The organism is Dyadobacter sp. (genome assembly GCF_039919315.1).
Classification (GTDB): domain Bacteria; phylum Bacteroidota; class Bacteroidia; order Cytophagales; family Spirosomataceae; genus Dyadobacter.
Map to the genome: position 1 here is coordinate 77,663 of NZ_JBDSFX010000046.1, position 18,347 is coordinate 96,009.

The 18,347-nt window shown below is 46.4% G+C and carries 15 protein-coding genes; 5 read left to right on the forward strand and 10 right to left on the reverse strand.

Annotated features, from left to right (window positions below; genetic code table 11):
- Window positions 1–115: 115 nt before the first annotated feature.
- Window positions 116–1,531 (forward strand): HD domain-containing protein, encoded by a 1,416-nt coding sequence (locus ABIO93_RS12385; RefSeq protein ID WP_348068000.1) that lies wholly within the window; start codon window positions 116–118, stop codon window positions 1,529–1,531.
- Between the two features lie 86 nt (window positions 1,532–1,617).
- Entirely contained in the window at window positions 1,618–1,815 is a 198-nt protein-coding gene (locus ABIO93_RS12390; protein ID WP_348068002.1) for a hypothetical protein, read from the forward strand.
- Here ABIO93_RS12390 and ABIO93_RS12395 read toward each other — a convergent pair.
- Window positions 1,812–3,098: a DUF2851 family protein gene (locus ABIO93_RS12395; RefSeq protein WP_348068004.1), complete on the reverse strand. Its 1,287-nt coding sequence runs from the start codon at window positions 3,096–3,098 to the stop codon at window positions 1,812–1,814. The genes ABIO93_RS12390 and ABIO93_RS12395 overlap by 4 nt on opposite strands.
- Before the next feature lie 134 nt (window positions 3,099–3,232).
- On the opposite strand from ABIO93_RS12395, the gene mtgA reads away from it, so the two are divergent.
- Both mtgA and ABIO93_RS12405 read left to right on the forward strand, forming a co-directional pair.
- Window positions 3,233–3,919, forward strand: coding sequence for a monofunctional biosynthetic peptidoglycan transglycosylase (gene mtgA / locus ABIO93_RS12400; protein WP_348068006.1), 687 nt, complete (start codon window positions 3,233–3,235; stop codon window positions 3,917–3,919).
- Between the two features lie 71 nt (window positions 3,920–3,990).
- A complete protein-coding gene (locus ABIO93_RS12405) occupies window positions 3,991–4,185 on the forward strand; it encodes a hypothetical protein (RefSeq protein WP_348068008.1) in 195 nt (64 codons plus the stop codon).
- Window positions 4,186–4,490: 305 nt separating this feature from the next.
- Here ABIO93_RS12405 and ABIO93_RS12410 read toward each other — a convergent pair whose 3' ends face one another.
- From ABIO93_RS12410 to ABIO93_RS12450, 9 genes are all read right to left on the reverse strand, one after another.
- Window positions 4,491–5,825, reverse strand: a complete 1,335-nt coding sequence (locus ABIO93_RS12410; RefSeq protein ID WP_348068010.1) for a hypothetical protein — start codon at window positions 5,823–5,825, stop codon at window positions 4,491–4,493.
- 56 nt (window positions 5,826–5,881) lie between these two features.
- On the reverse strand, window positions 5,882–7,198 hold the full coding sequence (locus ABIO93_RS12415) for an amidohydrolase family protein (RefSeq protein WP_348068012.1): 1,317 nt from the start codon (window positions 7,196–7,198) through the stop codon (window positions 5,882–5,884).
- 25 nt (window positions 7,199–7,223) lie between these two features.
- On the reverse strand, window positions 7,224–7,892 hold the full coding sequence (locus tag ABIO93_RS12420) for a hypothetical protein (protein ID WP_348068014.1): 669 nt from the start codon (window positions 7,890–7,892) through the stop codon (window positions 7,224–7,226).
- 75 nt (window positions 7,893–7,967) lie between these two features.
- Window positions 7,968–8,807 (reverse strand): endonuclease/exonuclease/phosphatase family protein, encoded by an 840-nt coding sequence (locus ABIO93_RS12425; protein WP_348068016.1) that lies wholly within the window; start codon window positions 8,805–8,807, stop codon window positions 7,968–7,970.
- A gap of 74 nt (window positions 8,808–8,881) precedes the next feature.
- Window positions 8,882–10,099, reverse strand: coding sequence for a metallophosphoesterase family protein (locus ABIO93_RS12430; protein WP_348068018.1), 1,218 nt, complete (start codon window positions 10,097–10,099; stop codon window positions 8,882–8,884).
- A gap of 35 nt (window positions 10,100–10,134) precedes the next feature.
- Window positions 10,135–11,868: a RagB/SusD family nutrient uptake outer membrane protein gene (locus tag ABIO93_RS12435; protein ID WP_348068020.1), complete on the reverse strand. Its 1,734-nt coding sequence runs from the start codon at window positions 11,866–11,868 to the stop codon at window positions 10,135–10,137.
- Window positions 11,869–11,890: 22 nt separating this feature from the next.
- Window positions 11,891–15,502, reverse strand: a complete 3,612-nt coding sequence (locus ABIO93_RS12440) for a TonB-dependent receptor (protein WP_348068022.1) — start codon at window positions 15,500–15,502, stop codon at window positions 11,891–11,893.
- 160 nt (window positions 15,503–15,662) lie between these two features.
- Window positions 15,663–16,679, reverse strand: coding sequence for a FecR domain-containing protein (locus ABIO93_RS12445; protein ID WP_348068024.1), 1,017 nt, complete (start codon window positions 16,677–16,679; stop codon window positions 15,663–15,665).
- Between the two features lie 70 nt (window positions 16,680–16,749).
- Entirely contained in the window at window positions 16,750–17,337 is a 588-nt protein-coding gene (locus ABIO93_RS12450) for an RNA polymerase sigma-70 factor (RefSeq protein WP_348068026.1), read from the reverse strand.
- 163 nt (window positions 17,338–17,500) lie between these two features.
- Here ABIO93_RS12450 and ABIO93_RS12455 point away from each other — a divergent pair, with 163 nt between their 5' ends.
- Window positions 17,501–18,205, forward strand: a complete 705-nt coding sequence (locus tag ABIO93_RS12455; RefSeq protein ID WP_348068028.1) for an NUDIX domain-containing protein — start codon at window positions 17,501–17,503, stop codon at window positions 18,203–18,205.
- Window positions 18,206–18,347 lie beyond the last annotated feature (142 nt).

Here is an 18,347-nt window from a genome sequence, read left to right on the forward strand (position 1 = left end):
CAAATTTAATCATTCTGAGATAGCATACAAGTATCCGAAGCCCGCTGCCTCGTTTAAAAAACACCATTTTGCGTCGGTGGAAAGTCGGAGAACAAGAATTCCCTACATTTGCGGCATGAATTTTAAAGAGCATTTAACCCAGTACCCGGTTCTTGATATCGTGGCGGCGGCTTCGAAAGAGCTGGGTGTGGAATCATATATCATTGGCGGATTTGTTAGAGACCTGATCCTCAAAAGGAACAGCAAGGATATTGACATTGTATCCATTGGCAGCGGAATTGAACTTGCAGAGTTGGTAGCCAGCCGGTTAGGGCCGGATGTTTTTGTGAGTGTATATAAAAGTTTCGGTACTGCTCAAATACGCCAGGGGGGCCTAGAAATAGAGTTTGTCGGTGCGAGAAAAGAATCTTACCGTGCCGATTCCCGCAAACCTGCCGTGGAAGACGGTACACTAAGTGACGATCAGAATAGACGTGATTTTACGATCAATGCTATGGGCATCAGCCTGAACCATGGCACATTTGGCGACCTCATCGATCCGTTTGAAGGTATGAGAGATCTGCGGAAAAAGATAATCCGCACGCCCCTGGAACCCGAGATCACATTCTCCGACGACCCGCTTCGAATGATGAGGGCGATCCGGTTTGCGAGCCAACTTAACTTTGACATTGAACCTGATACTTTCGATGCGATCGTCAAAATGAAGGAGCGAATTGAAATTGTTTCCATGGAGCGTATTTCGGATGAACTGAACAAGATCATTCTCTCGCCAGTGCCTTCCTATGGTTTCAAATTGCTTTTTCACGCTGGTATTTTGGCCATCATTTTTCCTGAAATGATAGAATTGCAGGGCGTGGAGAACATTGAAGGGAAAGGTCACAAGGATAATTTTTACCATACGTTGCAAGTACTGGACAATGTTTCCCAGAACACCGACGACCTCTGGCTGCGCTGGGCGGCTATCCTGCATGATATTGCCAAGCCGGCTACTAAGAAATTTGATAAACGAATCGGCTGGTCATTTCATAACCACGAAGAAGTAGGGGCCCGAATGGTCCCTGTTATTTTTAGAAGGATGAAACTGCCACTGAATGAAAAGATGCGGTTCGTGAAAAAGCTGGTCAGGCTGCATTTACGACCCATTGTTTTGTCCAAAGAGCAAATCACGGACTCAGCTATGCGGCGTTTGTTGGTGGAAGCAGGAGAGGATATTGAAGCATTAATGAAGCTTTGCCGCGCTGATATTACTTCTAAAAATCCCGAAAAAGTGAAACGCTTTTTAGGCAATTTCGACTTGGTAGAACAGAAATTGAAAGATCTGGAAGAGCGCGACAAGCTGCGCAATTTCCAGCCGGTGATCACGGGAGAAATGATTATGGAAACATTCGGGTTAAAGCCAGCGAAGGAAGTGGGCATCATCAAAGAAGCAATCAGAGAGGCGATTCTGGAAGGCATTATTCCAAATGAATACCAGCCTGCTTACGATTTTATGGTAAAAGAGGGAGAGAAAATGGGCCTTACTGTGCAGTAGCAGGTATAATTTTGATGTACTCACGAAAAGCGGCCTTTAATTTAATATTTTTGCGAACCTTAATTTTTGTCTCCTCATAACAATCAATGGAAAATACCCAGTTTAAACGCTTCTTCGGTGCGCTACTGACCATTTTGGGCATAGCTGTTCTTTTATTTTCATGCGTGGCTTTCTTGTCTGAAAAACCCGTTCTCGGCCTGACTGTTTCCAAATGGGAGTCGGTAGTTCCTTTTTTGGTAGGGACCGTTTTCCTGCTTACCGGCGTCAATCTGGTAAAAGGCTAAACAGCCCGCACCAGTGCGGCCCCTATCGTACATTCGAGGCATTTTCGGGGTGTGCAATATTGGTTAAACCATTCAATTAATGCCTGGGAGTCAGCGGCGGTACTTACCCGCATTCCCAGGCCGTTCCAATCTCTCGTAATCCGGTTGTTTTCAGCCGGGATCTCCGACAGCCAGTAAATGGCTTTATCCAGTAACTCCGGTAGCTGACGTTGTTTCGAGTAAGCAACCAATAACGGTACCACTGCATTAATGATCAGTAAGGCTGATGAATCGTTACCCATTGCCGGCACTTTGGTCTTTGCCTTTTTACCGAATATGTAATGCTCCGTCCAGTATTCCGACTGCCCGGTCTGAAACCTGCTTTGCAAATCCTGAAAATTAGTCGCTGTAATGATCATTGAAAACAGGCTTCCATGCGCACTCAAAAGTCGCGCAAGCTGGGCAATGCGAACGGTGGGAAAGCCAGCGGGACGGAGGCGCGAAAATTTCCATTCACGAGGCTCCATAGCCTTGTCCGCTAAATTGTATTTACCGCTGAGAAATTGAAATTCATTTCGTAATTGTCTCACATATACTTCAACCGTTTCATCAGCGTCGGGTAGCAAGCCTGCACAGCCGAATAGTAATGCTTCGATCTGCATAGGCCGGTCACGGTGTTTCTGAATCATTTTCCAATTGGCAATCTGCGCCAGTCTGAGAAATGAATGATCATTTAATTTGAAGCCGAAATGTTTGGTAAGCCATTGGTAAGCAGTTTCTTCCCAATCATTCTTATTGATTTCCAAAAGCCTGTTCACGTCGTTGGCCTTCCGATCGAGCCTTTCAAGCAGTACCCTGTCCAGCATCGCATATTTTTGAATTTCGGCCACTTCATGAAACATGGCAGCACATGGGATACCCTCTTTTTCATCCTGTAATTGGCTATATCGTTCAAGCACCGCTGTTTTGACCAGCCCTTTCAATGATAAGGTGGGAATGCTGGTGCCATCTTTGCGAACCACAGGCCGGTCATTTTCCCAGACAATGTGGAGGATCACGCCCTCGTAGGCATCATTCGTCTCATGCGTATGCAGGAACCAGTCCGAAGATTTGACATGGATCTCCACGCTGCCAATCCATTGAACACCATCAATGATCACCCGTGCCTCTGAAAAATCGGGACCTGCATTGACATTTTTGTAACCCGTCCGGATAATGGAAAGGTTTAAATTTTCATCCGTATGCAAGTCCGCAGTGTCGAAATATTGGAATCGCCATATAAAACTCAGTATATCTTCATTCATTGTTTCGGTAATAGTATGTGTTCAAATATTTGATGAATAATGCTCTTTGTTTTCTTTGTCTAAACCTGATTAGTTTCTGTTATTTGTACGCAGGTTTTGTTGTTTGGTTTCTGTTTTAGAAGTAAAAAAGTTTTATGCTCCGCCGTTTGCAATTTATTGCGTTAAGATTTCTCATTGCCTTTTTCGTTATTTCCATTGTTTGGGTGATCCTGTTGCGGTTTTTGCCGGTCTGGGTTACGCCTTATATGCTATCCAGAAAAATGGAAGCTTTCAGGGCAGATGAGGACACGGAGCTTTTTCATGACTGGGAGCCTTACGAAAATATTTCGAAGGAAGCGGCACTTGCTGTGGTAGCGTCGGAAGATCAGAATTTCCCCAATCACTGGGGTTTTGACTTTGACCAGATTTATAATGCGGTGACAGAGAAGAGGAAACGCGCTCGGGGTGCCAGCACGATTTCACAGCAGGTTGCCAAAAACGTTTTCCTATGGCACGGACGCAGCTTTATCCGCAAGGGACTGGAAGCCTATTTTACAATTTTGATCGAGTTGATCTGGGATAAAGAAAGGATACTGGAAGTATATCTCAATGTGGCCGAAATGGGCAAGATGACTTTTGGTGTCGAAGCTGCATCATTGCGTTACTACGACAAATCCGCCAAGAAACTGAGTCGCTACGAGTCGGCACGCATTGCAGCCGTGTTACCGAATCCGGTCCGCTTTTCGATTAAAAATCCATCCGCATACGTCAATAAACGCACCAACCAGATCGTGCGACAAATGCGCTACCTGGGCGGGCAGAAATACATAGCCGATCTCTAACCCAGGGTTTAAACCCTGGGTTAGAGATCGGCTATGTATTGAGTATATTTGTGTAACCACCGAGCATCGCAATGACCAGAAAAATAGCAATGGTTTCACATCTGACCGACCTTAATGCAGGTATTCAGGCGAACGAGGATCTCAGGTATTGGCTGACAAAAACGCCACAAGAAAGGCTGGCAGCTGTAACATTTCTAGTTAACCAAAACCTCCGGCCATCCCAGAGAATGGATAAAAGCGCGACATCTCAAAAGAAGGTCAAATGACTCTTGAACCCGACTTTACCGACTTTATTATACTTCTTAATAAACATGAAGTTGATTATCTGGTAGTTGGAGGATATGCGATGGCTTTTCATGGACGTATTCTCAGAGGAGGTTACTTTTGATCGAAGACTTAGAGGTCAAATTCATTGGCCTTACCCAATTAATTCAAAATAAACTCGCAAGCAACCGAGCTCAGGACATAGCCGACGTTGCAGCGCTCTCATCAACCCAGGATCCACAACCGGACGACCATTAACCCAGGGTTTAAACCCTGGGTTGGACCAAAAGCGAAGTCATGTCATATCTCACCCACGCTCCCGACTCGACGGCCTCGTTGCCGGACGTGACTCAGGTCGCGCGGCGGGCGCTTGCCGAGATGGGGCTGGCCTGGTCGATGGCCTCTGTGTTTCAGGCCTGGTTACCGGCCTTTGTGTTTCGGGTCTGGGTGCTGGCCTTTGCGTTTCTGGTCTTGGCGTGACTGGCCTGGTGACCGGTCTTTGTGTTTCGGGTTTTGTTACCTCAGGCCTGCTCGTTCCTGGCCTGGTGACATCGGGCCGAGAGGCTCCCGGACGAGCATTTTCATTACCATTTCCTGGTCTTGTTACCGATGGCCTCGAAGTTCCTGGACGGGATGTTCCTGGAACGGCGGTTCCCGGACGCGCATTTTCATCCCCGTTTCCTGGTCTTGACGTTCCCGGTCGCGTTGTTACCGGACGGCTTACAACAGGCCTGCCGGTCTTATCAAATGAAGGCAGCCTGTCTTTGGCAGAAGGTGCTTTTGGGTTTCTTCTTGCAAATAATGCGGATCCATCCCTGGCCGATGACGGCCTTGAATAAGTTTTTCGATAATCTCCACGGGTATATCTCGTCCTCACCACCACCGAACGGGAGCGGTAACCTCCGCCGTAATAATGATTGTACCAAACGGGGTTGCGATACTGATTCCAGCGACGGAAATGCCCGTTGTAGTATGAATGCCAATGGTAATGGTAACCGTAATAGTAATGCCAGTAGCGCGGCCTCCACGGGCGCCAGTAGTTAGGGTAGTAGTGCCAACGCCATGGAGAATGCCAAATCACATAATTGGGCACATATATGTACCTGACCAGTGGCCAGGATGCAATGACATAGGTCGTATTGTTGCGGACCTCGACAGGTTCATCGCGACGCTCCCGGTTGCCATTGTAGCCCGGGTTGGGCGTTTCGCCATTGTCAGACAGCTCATTGGGTTCAATGATGTAGTCTTTTCCGTAAAGGTCTTCATCCCCGATGAGCTGGATCAGTACCTGTCCGTCGTCTTTTTTCTCCACAAAAAATACAGCCACATCCTGGTCTTCGCGATCGCTTACCGCCACGCGCAGGGTAATGGTGTGCAGATTTCCATCCACATCGTCCGAAACCCGGATATAGTCAATGTTATTGTCGCCATCCAGGTCCAGATTATTGATCTCGGTTTCCTCGTCGTTCAATTTTCTTTCAAAACCTTCCAATGTTTCCGACTCCTGAAACAATTTCAATACAGCGTAAAGGTTCAGGTTATCGCCGGGCAGGTCCAGTTTTTCCTCTTCTGCCTGCGCTTTCACGGTCAGGCCGCTGAGCATGCATGCGATAATGATGACGAATGAAGCGAGATTTTTCATAACAGGAAGTTTGAGGCAATGTAAGGAAATACTTTCAACGAGGGAAACGGCCGACGTTATTTCACCCATACACCATTTAGCATCACTTTTGTCACATTTCTGGTAGCACTGATATCTTGCAACGGATTGCCGCGTACCAATACAAGATCCGCGATTTTTCCTTTTTCAATGCTGCCTAGCCTGTCTTCAATTCTGAAAAAACGGGCGTTCTCCATGGTAGCGGCCATAATTACTTCTTTCGGACTGATACCGCTCTCTACAAACAATTCCATCTCACGCTGATACGCCCAGCCCATTTCGGCATAAGTGATCATGGAATGAGAGCCTACTACTAGGTGTACCCCTGCTTTTTTTAGCTTTCCGGTTAATGCCTTCATATTTCCAAATGCGGTGAGCCTGGTGGTGTCAACCGGTAGGCCCGGTAACGCCTGGTATTCAAAAGCACCCAATGTAGGGCTGACAAATGTGCCTTTTTTGACCAAAAAATGACTTAATGTATCAGCCAGCGCGCTATTGATATTTATTTTTTTCCAAAAGTCATACCGTCCCTGTTTCCGGGCATTATTATCGGCCAGTACCATTTGGCGGTATTTCTCTCCCTCAATCTGTGGTTGCAGCGATAATCCAAAAGAGGTAATGTGTTCAATTCCGTCCAGGCCTGCATTAATCGCTTCCATGGCTTCCGTAGTTTCTAAATGGCCCGTTACCGGAAGCCCGCGGCTGTGCGCTGCCTTGCATACTTCACGGATAATGCCCGCAGGAAGCCGGAAATACACCTTGATCACGGACGCGCCCCGGTCAGCCATTTTATTAACCTGATTCACGGCCTCTTCCGCATCCCTCACCACATACGCGTCTTTTGGGTAGGCGGGAGGGAACATATCAATGTGTGGGTCGGCGAGAAATAATCTGGGGATGGGCTTGCCGGATTTCCGTTCACCATCGTAAGCCTCGATCCACGCGCCGGGGTCGCGGACGGAGGTGACGCCGTTTTGAAGAAACATCGCGGGAAGATCTTTCACCCCGTCCAGATGAAAATGCGAATCGATAAAGCCTGGTAGCAACGTCATTCCTTTGGCGCCCACGATTTCTGCTCCATCCGGGATAGTTATTTCGCCTTGTTTTCCAACTTCTTTGATGATCCCGTCCTGCACAATCACGCAACCATTCAGAACAGGTTCCGCGCCGGTTCCGTCGAAAATAGTCGCTCCGGTAATGGCAATTAGGCCTTTTCCTGCCGGAATTTCTTTGTAATTAATCTCTTTGACGATATGCGGCTTACTAGCATCAGTGGTTTTGGGACTACCACAACTTAGTACCATTGCTATGCCGCTAAAAGCAACGAAAGTGTTAATCTTTTGAAGAAAATTCATGAAGCGATGGGCTAGGTAGGCTATATCAATAAAGCGATGTTTTGGCAACCCGCTTTTTCTCTTTTAATAACTTGTAGTTTTTATGATGGGCCAATGCAGGATCCAGCCGTTCGAATAATCCCTGGTTCTTGAAGGCATACCAGTTGTTTTTCAGCAAATACAGACTTACATAAGAATGGGGATGGTCAAAGATGAATTTACCGGTTTTGGATAGCACCTCTTGTCTTTCGAAGTCCTGCTGTGCAACCCAGTAGTTCAAACTATCCGTCTGGTTTTTCCTGCGGGCGCGGACTTCCTTCACTGCATAAGCATTCAACCGCGCGTCGGAAGGTTGCTGGATACTATCCCAGTACATGCGCCATTCGGGGTTACTTTTCGAATGCGTCACCACGGATTTAGAAACATCGGTCGTGTCCAGCCTTACCTGAGTTCCCGAGTCGAAAAAGAATGTCAATGAACCCTTCATTTGCGATACCTGCAATTGGTACAGGTCGGGAACCAGATTGCGGTCCATTTGAAGGTGGGTGGTGTCGAAGCCTAGCTTAATGGAATGGACCACAGCTGCAAATCCTTTCTCACGAGTCAATAAAATAGCCTTGCGGCCACTCAGTACGGCAGGAGCGGCAATGCTGATCTTTACATTTTGGGAAAATGCGTTGGTAACGAATGCGAGAAGAAAGAGGAGTTTATACATGTGCTGTCGGCTGTCGGCAATCGGCTTTCGAAAAATAAGCAAAAAAACCGACGGCCGAAAGCCGACCGTCGAAGGCTACTTAATCTCAATCTTTGTCACAACAGGCTGATGATCCGATGGATAGCGCTGTTCTTTGGCATCCGTTAAAACACCATATTTTAGTACATCAATATTCTTGCTTACAAAGATATAATCGATCCGTTTGTCCATCGGCGCATCGAATTTGAAACTGTTAAATGTTCCCTCCGGACCGTATGGTGATTGTTTGGTAACATTATGTGCGTCATTCAGCAGGTTACTGATCGTTTTGATCTGCTCGGTGTCAGGAGTAGAATTGAAATCACCGGTTAACAAGATCGTTGCCTTGCCCGCTATTTCATTGATCTTTTTCACCATCAAATGCCCCGACTGGCGACGCGCTTCCACGCCCTGGTGATCGAAATGTACATTAAAGAAGAAAAATTCTTTTTTACTTTTCAAATCCTGAAACTTGCCCCATGAAGCTATCCGGTTGCAGCATACGGCATCCCATCCTTTGCCCGGCTTGTCGGGTGTTTCGCTTAACCAGAAATCACCCGAACTGAGCAATTTAAAACGGTCTTTTCTATAAAAGATCGCGGAATGCTCACCACCTTCCTGGCCATCGTCACGCCCTTTTCCAATAAATGCAAAGTCTTTCAGCTCAGCCACATCTCTCAGCTGGCCGATCAGTGCTTCTTGCACACCAAAGAGGTCAAACTCGTGAAACTGAATGAGGCCCTTCACGTTTTCCTTACGATTGGGCCACGCATTCACGCCATCATTTGCCGTGTTGTAGCGGAGGTTATAGGTAGCAAGATTGATGGTATTCTTTTGTGCAAATGATGTTTCAGCCAATGCGAGAAGCACTGCCAGAAAAAAGGTAATTTTTTTCATTGTTAATTAAAATGGTTGCGGACTATTTAAAATAAAAGAAAGACCCCACCGGGGTCTCCTGTAATCTGGTAAAACTATTTTCCTTTCTTCGGGATCAAAAATTTCCCTACTACCTCGCCGTCGTCGCGGATCATTTTCAAATCCAGCTGCTTTTTAGTGACGTGAAGTTTAATCAATGTCCGTTTGCCTTCCAGCGGCCCGCCTCCGATCACGATCGGATAGTTGTGTGTGGCGTCCGGCTCGTGCGTCATGTACCGGTGTGTGTGACCGGAAATTTGCAGGTCAATTTTAGATTTGTTCAAAATCGGCCCGAACATTTCCCGGCAATGCAATGTGCCGTGCCAGTCACCGGAATGGTAGGGCGAAATGTGGATCAAGACAATGCGAAAGTCTGCTTTTTTGAAATCTGTGGATTCCACCTCTTTTTCAAGCCACTTTTTCTGAACCTCGCGGTACCGGTCAAATGCTGATAAACCGCCGTATTCGACACTGTCATCCGTTTTGTCCTCACCCGAATCCAGTACTACAAACCTGACCGGACCGCGGGTGAATGCGAAATAGTATTTCTGATCGGGATAAGCATAGTATTCAGGAATATGCCTTGAAAAGCTTCCCCGGCATTCGTGGTTACCCTGGGTGAGCAGGAATGGGAACTCGCTCGCAAAAATGTCCACCGAAGGTTTGATCAGGTGGTCCACCATCTGCTGCTCTTCGGTAACCCAGTCAAAACAGTCACCATTGAAAACTACAAAATCATAATCGCGCGTATTGCCCGTGTACCCGTGCCGGTAAAGCAGCTGCGGGATGATCTGCGGCCGGTCGTGAATGTCATTGAAGATCACCATTTTGAATTCTTCCTCATTATCAGGCCAGGTTTTGAAACCATACAACGGACTGGCAATGGTTTCTCCGAACTCTACCTTGGAGCCTTTATAGCCGGTAATTTCTGTGGAAACAATTTTGTATTTATGATCTGTTCCTGCATTCAGTCCGGTCAATGTGACCTTGTTAATGCGGTTATTGGCTTCGATCAAACCATTATTATAGCCGAATTCCCGCTTGCTGGTGTAAGTACCAGCGCCGTATTCCACCCAGCTGAAAGCGTTTTTGTGCGTGATCCACATAATGGTCACCTCATTGGTACCCATATTTTGCAGATAAGGCCCGGCAACAAAATGATTTTTTTCTTCAAGCGGCAACGCTTCTCCGGCCTGGGATGCGGATAGGGGCAGCAAACTCAAAGCCCCTATCTGCGACATTTTTTCAAGAAACGACCTTCTGTCTGAAAGCATATTAATTAAGGGTTAGGAATAGCAAGGTAATATTTTTACTCCCAGTTCGGGTTTTGGGAGAGATTGGTGTTCAGCAGTCTTTCTTGTTTAGGAATAGGGTAGAGGTAATCTTTGTTTTCATCAAACTTCTTGGTAATGTGTCCGTTAATGACAATGTTACCACCTTTGGCGCCATTTTCGAGCAGAATCTCGCTACCTAATTTTAGTAACTGCGCGCCCGGAACGGTCGGTTTGGTACCTTCGTAAATCACGAGGTCAACTTTGCCATTTTTGTCCAGATCGTAGCTGCCTGGGCCCGGGAAGTACATGCCTTTGAATTGTTTGGTCAGTAACTGTCCTTCTTTCCACCGGATAATGTCGTCCCAGCGGAAGAAGTTTTCCATGACAAGTTCAACGCGACGTTCTCTGCGGATTTCAAGGATCACACCCGCATTTTTGCCGGATAATTTGGTGTACATCTGTGCCTGGTAAGGATCCGGTTTCGCATTCGCATCGGCGAGGCTAATGTTAGGCATTTTCACGCGGTCGCGAATGAGTTTGGTTGAAATGTCAAGATCTTCCTGTGTTAATGTACCTTTTTCAGCTTTTGCTTCGGCATAGTTCAGCAAAACCTCTGCATAACGGAAGATCGGCATATCGGTAATGTCCTTTCCGAAAGTATCCCATTTGGGTTCGGAAACGAATTTGATCAGCTGATAACCCGTCACCGTTGCGCCAAACTCTGGTACCAATGGTGTAGATTCCCCGATGCGCGTGTAGCCCGGTGTGCGGATCGACTGCGACAGACGCGGATCACGTTTTTGAACCTCATCATAAAACTGCATGGTTTCGTATCCCTTAATGTCGGTAAAACGCGTTCCGTCGGCCATCAGATAGCTATTAACCAGTTTCTTTTCAAGCCCCGGTTTACCATAGGACGCTGTCATCGTGTAATAATTGAGGTTATGGTAAACCTGTAACTGATCGCTAAAATCACGGCCCAGAATGATTTCGTCAACGATGGAATTGTCCGCAGAAAATAACTTAAGGTAAGCAGTTGCCGGCGTGTCTTTGTAAATGCCGTAGCCGCTATTTTTCATAAGGTCTTGCGAAGCTTCGATACATTCATCGAGGAATTTGTCGGCATCGGGAAGGTTAAACTCCGGATGGTATTTACGGTACGTTCCTTCATTCAATGCCATGCGTGATTTCAATGCGAGGGCAGTCCATTTGGTGATCGTATTTACCTGGCGTGCGCCTTCGAGATTAGCAATCGCAAAGTCAATGTCGGCCATTACTGAATCCATCACGAGCGTTCTCGGGTCTCTTGCTTTGGTCAGCAGATCTTCGTCTTCCACTTCGATGGTGGAAGAATACCAGGGAACGTCGCCAAAGCGTTTCACCATTCCGAAGTAAAAGTAGGCGCGGAAAAAACGCGCTACCCCGTTGTATTTGGCAACCGCTTTTTTGTCGGTGCATTTACCTGAATTGGCAAGAAAATAATTGATATTCCGGAGGTTGGTCCAGGTCCAGCCGCCTCCGCTGGTAGGAACGATCCTGGTTCCCTGTAACTCGTCCCGCAAACTGTTTTTGACAACATTGTCCACATCTTCATTATAAACATCCTCGGCACTTGGCAGGGCATTGTAAAATGAATTGGTATAAAGCAAAAGGTCATTTTCGGTATTAAAAAATGTCTCCGGAGAAATGGCTTCTTTGGGTAGCTGGTCCAGATCGCAGGCGGTGAGCCCGGCTGTCAGCAGCATGATATATATGAGCTTTTTCATCATTCAAAAATTTGAGTTCGTCAGATTAGAAATTGAGGTTTAAACCGACTGAATATGTTTTGGCCAAAGGATATGAGCGTCCATTTACGACGTCACCATCAAATTGTTCAGGATCAATGTATTTGCTGCGCAAAGGCGTGTAGGTAAGCAGGTTTTCGCCACTCACATAAATACGCGCCCTCGGAATGCGTACCAATTTGCTGATCCGCTCGGGAATCGTGTATCCTAGCACCACGTTTTTAAGTCGCAGGTAACCAATGTTTTGAATGTAGCGGTCGTTGCGCGCATTCAGGTCTCCACCACCGTTTAATGCCGTATAACCTCTCAGGATCGGAAAGTAAGCGTCGGTGTTTTCAGGAGTCCAGACATCTTCTTCAAATTTTTCAGGAATGAAAGAGTAGTAAGGTCGTGAGTAAGGTCCCCAGAATTTATCTGCATTAGCACCAGGATACCAGTTTCTGCGAATGATACCCTGCGCCAGTGCAGACATATCGAAACCTCCCCACGATGCGCCGATGTTCATACCATACCTGAATCTCGGATTGGCATTACCGATGATTTTGAGATCGCCATGATCGGCCAATGTGTTGGCGCCTTCCGAAATTTTGCCATCGCCATTGAGGTCAAGGAATTTCAGATCACCGGCCTGTAACTTGCTCCACTCACCCGGGGCGCTCAGCCGCTGCTTGTTCACCAGTGTCTGATCCACTTTGTAGGCTTGTGCTTCTTCATTGGTTTTAAAGTAGCCATCAAGGGAGTAACCCCACATTTCTCCAATTTTTTGTCCCACGTAACGGCTCGACAGAATCTTGTTCGGGTTATCGTATTTCGTAATGGTTGAAACATAATCCGAAAGCATAAATGATGCATTGTAAGAGAATGACTTACCTGCCAGCTTAAACTGGTCTTTCCATGCGATAGAGATTTCATATCCTTTGGTTTTAAGGTCTCCCGCATTTTCCGTGGGAACGGCCGCTCCGTAAACCAGCGGCAAAACTTTGCCCGGAATCAGCATATCCCTAGTCTCTCTGATGTAAGCGTCAATGGCGATAGTCAGTCTGTTTTTCAACAAATCGGCGTCCAGACCAATGTTGGAAGTAGTAGCCGATTCCCAGGTCAGTCCGGCGGAAATAGGGTTTGGACTGTCTACATAAGATAGTTTTTGACCATTAGTGATCCAGCTTGATAATGCCACCGGCATCGTCGAAATGTAAGGATAGAAGCTGGCCGAACTTGGGTTGTCGTTGAATTTAGGAGGCAGCTGATTACCGAGCGTTCCATAAGATGCCCTGATTTTCAGGTTGTTCACCACGCCGCGCAATGGTTCAAAGAAGTTTTCTTCACTGATCCGGTAACCTGCGGATATCGAGGGGAAGAAACCATATCTCCTGCCTGCACCAAATCGGGAGGTACCATCGTAGCGACCATTCACTTCCAGCAGATATTTGCCGCTGAAATCATAATTCACACGAAAGAATGCTCCGAAAAGAGAGTATTGGTAAGACCCGCCATACACCAGTTGCTCACCTGTTCCCAGATTGAGGTCATTCAGGCTTTCCGACAAAAGGTTTTTACGGGCACCGGTCAGCGCCTGATGTTTGCGCGTTTCGTAGTTCATTCCCACGGTGGCGCCCAGAAAATGCTTTCCGAAATTTTGGTTAAAAGAAGAAAACACATTGGTAACATGGGCGGGATCAAACCATAATGTCTTTTTTAACTGATCGGTATTGTAGTTTGGTACAGCCGCCATGATACCAGGCTGAATGGAATACTGCGCAACAGCTGAGCGGTACCAGTCGTCGGCAATGTAGAATGAATAGGAGTGGTTGGCAACCAGGTTCCAGGTCTTGGTAAAATCAATGGTGACCGAGTTAATGGTGGTAAGCTCATGGATCTTCTTTTCTCCACCTGCCGCACCTTTCAAAAGGTTGGCAAATAATCCGTCCCCGATCGAATAGTTGTTTTTTAATGTATTATAAGTTGCAGTCCCGTCCGGGTTTTGGGGCGCGTAGGCCGGTAGCGCGTGCACGGTAATGGCTACGAAATTGGAATTGGCCCCACCTTCGAGACCAGGATATTTGTATTTGGAATCAAAATACTGGGTGTTATTGCTCACTTTCAGCCAGGGGGTTAGCTGCGCATTCACCTTGCTTCTGAATGTGTACGAATTGAACCGGTCCGTATTGATCCTCATAATACCATCCTTCTGAAAAGCCGATCCTGAAATGAAGTAGTTGATTTTTTCAGTACCGCCAGACAGGTTCAGGTTATGCTGCATCGATGGCTCGGTCATCTTAAAGATGGTATTCCACCAGTCGTAATTGCCGTAGTAATTGTAAATGTCCTTTCCGTTTACATTCTTGACCACTGTCCAGGGCCGCGCCGGATTTTCTGTTTTGTCAAATCTGCGAGCTTCCAGTTCGGCATAGTCTTCATCCGAATATCGGGTGTAGGTATTTCCTGTTGCCCGCTTAAATGCCTCATCATTCAATTTGGCGTGGTCATAACCGTTGGTAAGAAAGTCGGTGCTGACAGTAGGTGTCGACCAGCCGAAGTTGTTGCTGTAAGTAACACTCGTTTTGCCGCTTTTCGCCGTTTTGGTCGTGACCAAAATAACTCCAAAAGCACCACGTGCCCCATAAATAGCCGATGCGGCTGCGTCTTTCAGTACGGAAACGGTTTCAACGTCATTGGGATTGATCCGGTTGATATCTCCGGGAATTCCGTCGACAAGTACCAATGGGCCACCACCGTTAATGGACGTTTCGCCGCGTACATTCAGGCTTCCGCCGGATCCCGGAGCACCAGTACCGAAGGCGATGTTCAGGTTGGGCACCATACCTTGCAGAATTTGTGACATATTGTTCAAAGGTCTGTTTTCCAGATCTTTGGCTTGTACCTGCGTCACCGCTCCCGTGAGGTTTACCCTTTTCTGGGTACCATATCCTACCACGACTACTTCAGATAATGCCTTGTTGTCTGTTTCCAGTGTAACATTGATCGACGTACGGTTTCCTACCACAATTTCCTGTGAGATATAGCCGACAAAACTGAAAACAAGCACTGATTCCACATTAGGTACCACCATTTCAAATTTCCCCTGACTGTCGGTGGTCGTTCCTTGTGAACTTCCTTTCAAAACCACGCTCACACCCGGTAACGTACCCAGGCCGTCCGATGAAGTAATGGTACCGGTCACGTTGATTTGCAGCGGCAGGACATAGTTTTGCAGCCTTTCTTCCAGCTCAGGAATCATGGATTCTTCTTTACTGACCTTACTTTTTGCCAATACGATCTGATCATTGATCACCTGGTACGTGATCCCCCTGGATACCAGAAGCTGATCCAGGACTTTGGACAATTTTTGATTTTTTACATCAATACTTACATTTTCCCTCACCGAAACCCGGCTGCTGTAAACAAACTGAGTATTTACTTTCTGCTGAATCTGGTTCAATGCCTCTTTAAGCGAAACATTTTTCAGGCTCAGCGTCATGTCTTTACTCAATACCGATTGAGCGGAAGTGTCTTTTGCGTAGCTGGCACCTGCCAGTGTGGCGACTAGAATCCATTGAAGCAGTCCAATGCGCATAATTTTTCGCCAGTCGACCGGCTTGTTACGTACTGATTTTTGCATAATTTTGATTGTCTGATGGTTAAGCACTGTTGGGTAAAAGCATCCCTTTTTTTCGGTGGTACGATCTGAAAGGGGTGAAATCTTGGACCGGGGGTGGTGGTACACTCCCGGTTTTTTTCATGGCGGAATAGATAGGTAAGTCATAATGAGGTTATAGAGGTTATTCACATGGTGTTCCGCTGATGATGATGTTCTTGCCGGATATGGTATAGGATGCTTCCAGGGTGGTACAAAGCATTTCCAGGATACCGGCCAAAGGTTGCGATTCAAAATTGGCGGTTACGCTGCACCGGGAAATTTCCGGATCGGAGAGGCTGATACTGACATTAAACCGCTTTTCCAGCTGCTGAATGGCGTTGTTAAGCGGCGTTTCTTCAAATACAACGCTAACGGGTTCATATATTTCCTTGCGCACCTGTTCGGGTATGTGCTGAGATATGAGCTTTCTGGAAGCTATTTCGAATAAAGCCTGCTGTTTGGGTTTGAGTATCACCTGCTGTGGTTTTTTCTCGGTACCTGGCGTGGTAACCTCCACAGTACCAGTGACTACATCCACCTGAAAAACCTTTTGCGCGACTGGTGCTTTGACATTGAAACTGGTACCTAACACCCTGATCACCATTTCGCCGCTCTGGATCATGAATGGGCGGGTTTTGTCTTTGGTAATATCAAAAAAACCTTCTCCTGTAAATGCAACCAGCCTTTTGTCGTCATCAAAGTTTTTCGGATAGGTAATGACCGCGTCCGGGTGCATTGAAACTGAGCTGCCGTCGGGCAGGCGGTGAATGACGATTCGATGTCCTTCATTGGCAAAGCGAGTAAGGTCAGTATCTGCTTTTTCTTCCAGTTGTTCGGTAACCGTGAGCTGCGATATCTTCTTAAAAGGGTTGATAAAATAAAGTCCCAAAACCAGCAGTACCGACGCCGCCAGTCCCGTGATCCATCGCCAATGCAGCATTCTCACCGGCTGTTCACCCACCGGTTTCAGTTCGGCATGGATATTCCGGAAAGTATCATCGCGGATTTCGTGGGACTCGGCATCGGGCAGGTGGTCCAGGTAGCGGGTTTCTCCCTTCAATGAGGCGTACCACGCTTCTACCAATGCTTTTTCCTCTTGGGTGCATTGATCCAGTAAATATTTTTCGAGTAAAAGGGGCGATATATCGGGGGCCTTCATTGCTTAAAGTCTGTTACAAACTTCAAGTCGCTTGCCGGGAGCCTAACCCTTAGTCCGGGTCAGATTTTTTTTAACAAAGAGGAAAAAGGAGCAAAGCGCAGATCATATGTTCTTTCAAATGCTCCCTCAGGATCCGTAATGCCTTGGTAATGTGCTGTTCAACGGTTTTTTCGGAGATGGTCAGCTGCTCGCCGATGTGCTTGTTGGATATGCCTTGCCGACTTAGGATAAATACTTCCTGGCATTTCGGTGAAAGCAGGTGAAGGCCTTCCTCATACCTGTTTTGCAGGTCGGAGGCCAGGGTATGCTGATCAGGTAGCTCCGTTGAATCATTTCGCATCAGTTCCCATTGGTCGTAATGATGCTGACGGGTGAATTCTTTCCGGTAAAATGAAATGATTTTTTTCTTGGCAACGGCAAACAGGAATGACTTGCAGCATTGGATGTCGTGGTGACGGTCCCGTTGCTGCCAGAGGCTCACAAAAAGCTCCTGAATGATCTCCTGGGCCACAAACCGGTCATTGACCTTGCTGTAACTGTAATTGAATAAGGTTTTGAAATAGCGGTTATAAAGCTCTTCAAAAGCGAGTTCGTCACTTTGTCCGCTGATCAGGGTCAGGATATTTTCATCGGAACAGGTTGAGTACATGGAGTTCATAATGAAGATGGCCTTAAAATCAGATTTATTTTCTTCGAAAAGATTTACAAAATTCGCACTTAAATTTATGTTAAGCTCTTTAAACAGATTAAGTAATCTCGTTCTTTTTTTTACTTTCTTAACAAAAATTTAACCTGATCATACCTCCACAATCACTTGATGAATGAACAATTATCCCCAGGCTTCACGCATACTAGTAGCTATTGACTGTATCATTTTCGGATTTGACGGCAAGGATATTAAACTTTTGCTCGTCAAAAGGAATTTTGAACCCGAAAAGGGGAAATGGTCATTAATGGGAGGATTCTTAAATCAAGATGAAGATCTTTCAGACGGCGCCGCGAGGATATTATACAATTTAACAGGACTGAAAGACATTTATGTAGAGCAGCTTGAAACATTTGGGAAGGTCAATCGTGATCCGGGTGAAAGGACGGTTTCAGTAGTATTTTTTGCATTGATCGAAATCGATGATCATGATGCCGAGGCAGTTAGAAGTCACAATGCTTCCTGGATCACGCTGGAAGCCCGTCCTGAGCTGATATTTGACCACGAGCAAATGGTAAACCGTGCGATTGAACATCTGAAATACAAAGCCGCATTGCACCCGATCGGTTTTGAACTGCTACCCGAACGATTTACTATTCCGCAATTACAAAAGCTTTACGAGGCTATCTACAATATTCCTATCGACAGACGGAATTTCAGCCGAAAGCTGCTTTCCACAGGCCTGCTGATCGATACTGGTTACAAAAACAGCAACAGTACCACCAAAAAGGCCGCATTATACAAGCTGGATGCAGTGAAGTACAAGGAGAAATTTCACTCGTTCTGGAATTTTATGCCCGACTCCATGAAGCAATCATAAGGGTGATGAGAAGGTTTGTAGTCTTTCCTCTTCGAATGATCAACCGGTAGGATTTTACAGCTAGAAAATTCATAATTTAATTGTGTCAAATATACACTATAATCAAATTTAATTATATTTGTTAGTTGATTAGTTAAATTCA

What these genes read in the sequence shown, in the direction of transcription:
- ABIO93_RS12385 (WP_348068000.1), top strand. Translation starts at nt 116, where the DNA reads ATGAATTTTAAAGAGCATTTAACCCAGTACCCGGTTCTTGATATCGTG.
- ABIO93_RS12390 (WP_348068002.1), top strand. Translation starts at nt 1,618, where the DNA reads ATGGAAAATACCCAGTTTAAACGCTTCTTCGGTGCGCTACTGACCATT.
- ABIO93_RS12395 (WP_348068004.1), bottom strand. Translation starts at nt 3,098, where the DNA reads ATGAATGAAGATATACTGAGTTTTATATGGCGATTCCAATATTTCGAC.
- mtgA (WP_348068006.1), top strand. Translation starts at nt 3,233, where the DNA reads ATGCTCCGCCGTTTGCAATTTATTGCGTTAAGATTTCTCATTGCCTTT.
- ABIO93_RS12405 (WP_348068008.1), top strand. Translation starts at nt 3,991, where the DNA reads ATGACCAGAAAAATAGCAATGGTTTCACATCTGACCGACCTTAATGCA.
- ABIO93_RS12410 (WP_348068010.1), bottom strand. Translation starts at nt 5,825, where the DNA reads ATGAAAAATCTCGCTTCATTCGTCATCATTATCGCATGCATGCTCAGC.
- ABIO93_RS12415 (WP_348068012.1), bottom strand. Translation starts at nt 7,198, where the DNA reads ATGAATTTTCTTCAAAAGATTAACACTTTCGTTGCTTTTAGCGGCATA.
- ABIO93_RS12420 (WP_348068014.1), bottom strand. Translation starts at nt 7,892, where the DNA reads ATGTATAAACTCCTCTTTCTTCTCGCATTCGTTACCAACGCATTTTCC.
- ABIO93_RS12425 (WP_348068016.1), bottom strand. Translation starts at nt 8,807, where the DNA reads ATGAAAAAAATTACCTTTTTTCTGGCAGTGCTTCTCGCATTGGCTGAA.
- ABIO93_RS12430 (WP_348068018.1), bottom strand. Translation starts at nt 10,099, where the DNA reads ATGCTTTCAGACAGAAGGTCGTTTCTTGAAAAAATGTCGCAGATAGGG.
- ABIO93_RS12435 (WP_348068020.1), bottom strand. Translation starts at nt 11,868, where the DNA reads ATGATGAAAAAGCTCATATATATCATGCTGCTGACAGCCGGGCTCACC.
- ABIO93_RS12440 (WP_348068022.1), bottom strand. Translation starts at nt 15,502, where the DNA reads ATGCAAAAATCAGTACGTAACAAGCCGGTCGACTGGCGAAAAATTATG.
- ABIO93_RS12445 (WP_348068024.1), bottom strand. Translation starts at nt 16,679, where the DNA reads ATGAAGGCCCCCGATATATCGCCCCTTTTACTCGAAAAATATTTACTG.
- ABIO93_RS12450 (WP_348068026.1), bottom strand. Translation starts at nt 17,337, where the DNA reads ATGAACTCCATGTACTCAACCTGTTCCGATGAAAATATCCTGACCCTG.
- ABIO93_RS12455 (WP_348068028.1), top strand. Translation starts at nt 17,501, where the DNA reads ATGAACAATTATCCCCAGGCTTCACGCATACTAGTAGCTATTGACTGT.